The organism is Saccharopolyspora sp., assembly GCF_017434145.1.
Classification (GTDB): domain Bacteria; phylum Actinomycetota; class Actinomycetes; order Mycobacteriales; family Pseudonocardiaceae; genus Saccharopolyspora_C; species Saccharopolyspora_C galaxeae.
Genome location: NZ_JAFRFW010001024.1, coordinates 1 through 4,906 on the forward strand (window position 1 = coordinate 1; position 4,906 = coordinate 4,906).

A 4,906-nucleotide genomic window follows, 5' to 3' on the forward strand; every position below is an offset into this window, starting at 1 on the left:
CGGGGCGGAACTCAGTTCTGTTCAGGAAGCGGCGAAGCCGCTTGCGCCGACCACCTGAGCAACCGGCACCGCCGCGGGTTCTCAGGCGTCTGCTCGCGAGGACAGCTCCGACGCCGCGTAGGGCGCTACGTCAGGAGGAGATCCCGCAGCGAGCAGGCGTCTGAGGTTCCGCCACGCAACCAGCTACGCAAACCACTTTCCAATACTCATTAGGCTCACACCATGGAGTCCTTGACCGGCAAGCCGAATTCGCCGGTGCCGAACATCGTGTAGGCGCGTTCCGGATCGTTGGCCGCGTGCACCCGGCCGGCGTGCGCGTCCCGCCAGAACCGCTGGATCGGGGTGCCGTTGGCCAGCGCGCGGCCGCCGGAGTTCTCGAAGAGCCGGTCGATCGCCTCGATCGCCCTGGCGGTGCCCCGCACCTGGTCGCGGCGGGCGCGCAGGCGCAGCGCCATCGGCACTTCCTGCCCGTCCCGCAGCAGTTCCAGCTCCTCGGAGATGTTGCGGGTCAGCTGCAGCCAGGCGGCATCGATTTCACTGGCCGCCTCGGCGATCCGCACCTTCGCGAACGGGTCCTCTTTGGACCGCTCGCCCGCGTAAGCCGCTCGCACCCGCTTGCCCTGGTGCTCCACGTGCGCGTCGTAGGCACCTTGGGCCATGCCGACGATCGGAGCCGTGATCGTCGTCGGATGCACCGTCCCCCAAGGGAGTTTGTAGAGCGGGGCGGTGTTCACCTCGTGCCCCGGGCACTGCGTCTTCGACATGGCCATGAAGCTCAGCGCCCGGTGCGCCGGGATGAACACGTCGTCCACGACGATGTCGTTGCTGCCGCTGCCGCGCAGGCCGACGGTGTCCCACACGTCGTCGATGCGGTAATCGCCCAGCGGCAACAAGTAGGTGCAGAAGTCCACGGCCTCGCCCGCCGCGTTGTAGGCGGGCCCGCCGACGAACGCCCACCGCGCGTGGTCGCAGCCGGAGGAGAAGCTCCACCGCCCGGACAACCGGTACCCGCCGTCGACGAGCGTCGCCTTGCCCATCGGCGCGTACGACGAGGAGACCAGCGTGTCGGAGTCCGAGCCCCACACGTCGTCCTGCGCCTGCTGCGGGAACAGCGCGAGGTGCCAGGGGTGCACCCCGATGATGGAGGCGACCCAACCCGTCGAGCCGCACGCGCTGCCGATCAGCTTGACCGCGGTGTAGAAGTCGACCGGGTCGGCTTCGGCGCCGCCGTAGCGGGCCGGTTGCAGCAGCTTGAAGAAACCGGTCTGCTGCAGCGCCTCGATCGACTCCTCGGGGACCTTGCGGGCGTCCTCCGCCTTCTGCGCGCGCTCGCGCAGATCCGGGAGCAACTGCCGCACCCGGTCGATGACCTGCCGGCCGTCCTGGTCACTCATCCATGCGCTCCCGTTTCCTCGTGCACGGCGCGAGCACGGCGTGCAACTCGTTCTGCCGATGAATCGATGGACCGAAGCGGAACCACCGTCGTCGAACCACTCCTCCGCGGATCACGACGCTGCTCCAACACTAGAACTTGTTCTCGTTTTTGTCGACAGCCGCGCCGCGCCACCGTCGCGAACTCGCGAGTGAAGGACTCCTGCGACCAACCTCGCGGGGCGAGCGGCCCCGCACTCCGAGGCGCCAGCGGGCAGCGTCAGGATTCCGCGCGCAGCTCCAGGGCCAGCTGGATGAGCTGGTCCTCCTGGCCGCCGACGAGGTTGCGCTCACCGGCGCGCACCAGCAGCGCCGCGGCATCGACGCCGTAGCGCTCGGCCTGCTGCTCGGCGTGCTTGAGGAAGCTCGAATACACGCCCGCATAGCCCATCATCAGCGCCGACCGGTCCAGCAGGCATTCCTGCGGCATCGCCGGACGCACCACCTGCTCGGCGGCCTCGGCCATCGCGAAGAAGTCCACACCGGTGCGGATGCCCAGCTTGTCGCAAACCCCGACGAACGCCTCGACCGGCGTATTTCCCGCGCCTGCGCCGAATCGGCGCGCGCTGCCGTCGATCTGCACGGCACCCGCCCGCGCCGCCGCGATCGAGTTCGCCACACCGACACCGAGGTTCTCGTGCCCGTGGAAGCCCACCTGCGCCTCGCCACCGACCTCGGCCACGATCGCCGAAACCCGGTCGGACACCTGCTCCAGCACCAGCGCACCAGCGGAGTCCACCGCGTACACGCACTGGCAGCCCGCGTCGACCATCACGCGGGCCTGCTTGGCCAGCACCTCCGGCGGCTGCGAGTGCGCCATCATCAGGAAGCCCACGGTTTCCAGGCCGCGCTCCCGGGCGAGCTGGAAGTGCTGCACCGACACATCGGCTTCCGTGCAGTGCGTGGCGATCCGGCACACCGAGGCGCCGTTGTCCTGCGCCGCGGCGATGTCGTCGAGCACACCCACACCGGGCAGCATCAGGAACGCGATCTTCGCGTTGCGCGCGGTGCGCACCGCCAGCTCGATCAGCTCTTGTTCCGGCGTGCGCGAGAATCCGTAGTTGAACGACGAGCCGCCGAGCCCGTCGCCGTGCGTCACCTCGATCACCGGCACCCCGGCGCCGTCCAGCGCGGTGACGATGTCGCGGACCTCGTCGGCGGTGAACTGGTGGCGCTTGTGGTGCGAGCCGTCGCGCAGCGAAGTGTCGGTCACGCGCAGGTCGAGGGAATCGGAGTACGTCCTGGGCAGTTCGGTCACGGGACTCGCTCCCCTTCGGTGTCGAGCGCGCCCGCGCGGGCCAGTCCTTCGCCCACGCGCACGGCCGCGGCGGTCATGATGTCGAGATTTCCGGAGTACGGCGGCAAGAAGTCGCCCGCACCCGCGACTTCGACGAACGTGGCGACCCGGGTGTGGTCCGCGGCGGCGTCGAACTGGGGCTCCGCCAGCAACCGGTAGCCGGGCACGTACTCCGCGATCTCACCGGCCATCCGGGTGATCGACTCGCCGACCGCGTCGGTGTCCGAACCCGGCGGGATGGCGCAGAAGATGGTGTCGCGCATGATCATCGGCGGGTCGGCGGGGTTCAGCACGATGATCGCCTTGCCGCGCTGCGCACCACCGATGGTCTCGATGCCGGCACTCGTGGTCTTGGTGAACTCGTCGATGTTCGCGCGGGTGCCCGGACCGGCGGAGACCGACGCCACCGAGGCGACGATCTCGGCGTAGCTGACCGGTGCGACCCGGGAAACCGCGTGCACCATCGGAATCGTCGCCTGCCCGCCGCAGGTGATCAGGTTCAGGTTCGGCGCGTCCAGGTGCGCACCGATGTTCACCGGCGGGATCACCGACGGCCCCACCGACGCCGGAGTCAGGTCGATCGCCCGGATCCCGGCGGCGGCGTAGCGGGGCGCGTTCGCGCGGTGCACCGACGCCGACGTCGCCTCGAAGACCAGGTCGGGCCGCTCGTCCTGGTCGAGCAGCCAGTCCACCCCGGCGGCGCTGGTGTGCACGCCGAGCTCGGCTGCGCGGCGGAGCCCTTCGCTGGCCGGGTCGATGCCGATCATCCAACGCGGCTCGACCAGCCCGGACCGGTGCAGCTTGTAGAGCAGGTCGGTCCCGATGTTGCCGGATCCGACGATCGCCGCGGTCGCTTTCCTCGCACTCATCTGCGCTCCTCGAAACCTCGCTGAATCTCGCTGGTCCGGAACCTCGCTTGCCCGGAACCTCGCCGGCCCGGTCACACGAACGACACGGAAACCTCGCCCAACCGCCGACCGTCCGCGCTGAACTCCGCAGCGAACCGTTGGCCTGCGGAAACATCGACCGCGCGGGTGCACGAGCCGGGCAGCACGACGTTGCCCGCCCACAGCCGGACGCCGAAGCTCGCGACCTTGCGCGCCAGCCACGCCACCGCGGTCGCCGGGTTGCCGAGCACGGCGTCCGAACTGCCCGCGGCGATCTGCTCGCCGTCCCGGCACAGCACCGCGTCGATCGCGCGCGGATCGACCTCGTCCGGACGAATCCGCTCCTGCCCCAGCACGAATCCGGCCGAGGACGCGTTGTCGGCGATGGTGTCGGGCAGGCTGATCCGCCAGTCCGCGATCCGGCTGTCGATGAGTTCGATGGCGGGGACGAGCGCCTCGGTCCGGTCCAGCACGTCCTGCTCGGTGCAGGACTCGCCCGGCAGGTCCGCGCCGAGCAGGAAGCCGACCTCGACCTTGACCCGCGGATGGCAGTAGCGGCCCGCGTCGACCGGCCGGTCCTCGGTCAGCCGCATGTCCGCGAGCAGGTGGCCGTAGTCGGGCTCGTCCACGCCCATCATCCGCTGCATCACCGGTGAGGACAGGCCGACCTTGTGCCCGACCACCTCGGTCGCCGACAGCCGGCGGCGGATGTTGCCGAGCTGGATCTCGTAGGCGTCCACCGCGGTCAGCTCGGGGTGCGCATCGATCAGCGGGGCGATCGGCGCCCGGTCGCGCTCGGCGCACCACAGCCGCTGCGCGAGCCCGTCGCGCTGTTCACTCGTGAGCACATCGCCTCCCGACTCCGTGCCGCAGCGGCCGGGGACGGCTGCGGCGGCGCCCCTCGTCAGCACCGATTGGAACAGGTTCTCATCGTCGTCCGACCGGGCCGAATCCAAGTTTCTGCGACACACCATAGCGCCATCCCGCCCAAGAACTATAACATGTTTCAATAACAACTGCGATGGAGGTGCCATGAGCGCAGCCGCCCCGGAGACGCCGGACCACCGGTTCGACGTCGTGGTCGTAGGCAGCGGCGCAGCCGGGCTGTCCGCGGCGATCACCGCCGCGCGGCAGGGCTTGCGCGCCGTGGTGGTGGAGAAGGCCGCCCGCAGGGAACCTCCTCGACGCAGACGGTTATCCCCAATAGTGTACACTATTCGACCTAAGCTTTTTACACCAACTGCGCAAACGTCGGGGCTTAGGTCGAGTAGTGCACACTGTTTTGCAAGGC

At 69.4% G+C, this 4,906-nt stretch carries 4 protein-coding genes and 1 pseudogene; 1 reads left to right on the forward strand and 4 read right to left on the reverse strand.

Going from position 1 to position 4,906, the window contains the following annotated elements; genetic code table 11:
- Positions 1-215: 215 nt before the first annotated feature.
- From hsaA to IJH84_RS27990, 4 genes are all read right to left on the reverse strand, one after another.
- Positions 216-1,394: a 3-hydroxy-9,10-secoandrosta-1,3,5(10)-triene-9,17-dione monooxygenase oxygenase subunit gene (hsaA, locus tag IJH84_RS27975; protein ID WP_200069151.1), complete on the reverse strand. Its 1,179-nt coding sequence runs from the start codon at positions 1,392-1,394 to the stop codon at positions 216-218.
- Between the two features lie 257 nt (positions 1,395-1,651).
- A complete protein-coding gene (dmpG, locus tag IJH84_RS27980) occupies positions 1,652-2,689 on the reverse strand; it encodes a 4-hydroxy-2-oxovalerate aldolase (protein ID WP_295150923.1) in 1,038 nt (345 codons plus the stop codon).
- Complete coding sequence (locus IJH84_RS27985; RefSeq protein WP_200069149.1) at positions 2,686-3,597, reverse strand: acetaldehyde dehydrogenase (acetylating); 912 nt, start codon at positions 3,595-3,597, stop codon at positions 2,686-2,688. The genes dmpG and IJH84_RS27985 overlap by 4 nt, the downstream gene beginning before the upstream one ends.
- Positions 3,598-3,668: 71 nt before the next feature.
- The gene (locus IJH84_RS27990; RefSeq protein WP_295150926.1) at positions 3,669-4,463 is read right to left on the reverse strand and encodes a 2-keto-4-pentenoate hydratase; all 795 of its coding nucleotides are present in this window, start codon (positions 4,461-4,463) and stop codon (positions 3,669-3,671) included.
- Between the two features lie 184 nt (positions 4,464-4,647).
- Here IJH84_RS27990 and IJH84_RS27995 point away from each other — a divergent pair.
- Positions 4,648-4,785, forward strand: a pseudogene (locus IJH84_RS27995) (FAD-dependent oxidoreductase); the annotation flags it as partial.
- Positions 4,786-4,906 lie beyond the last annotated feature (121 nt).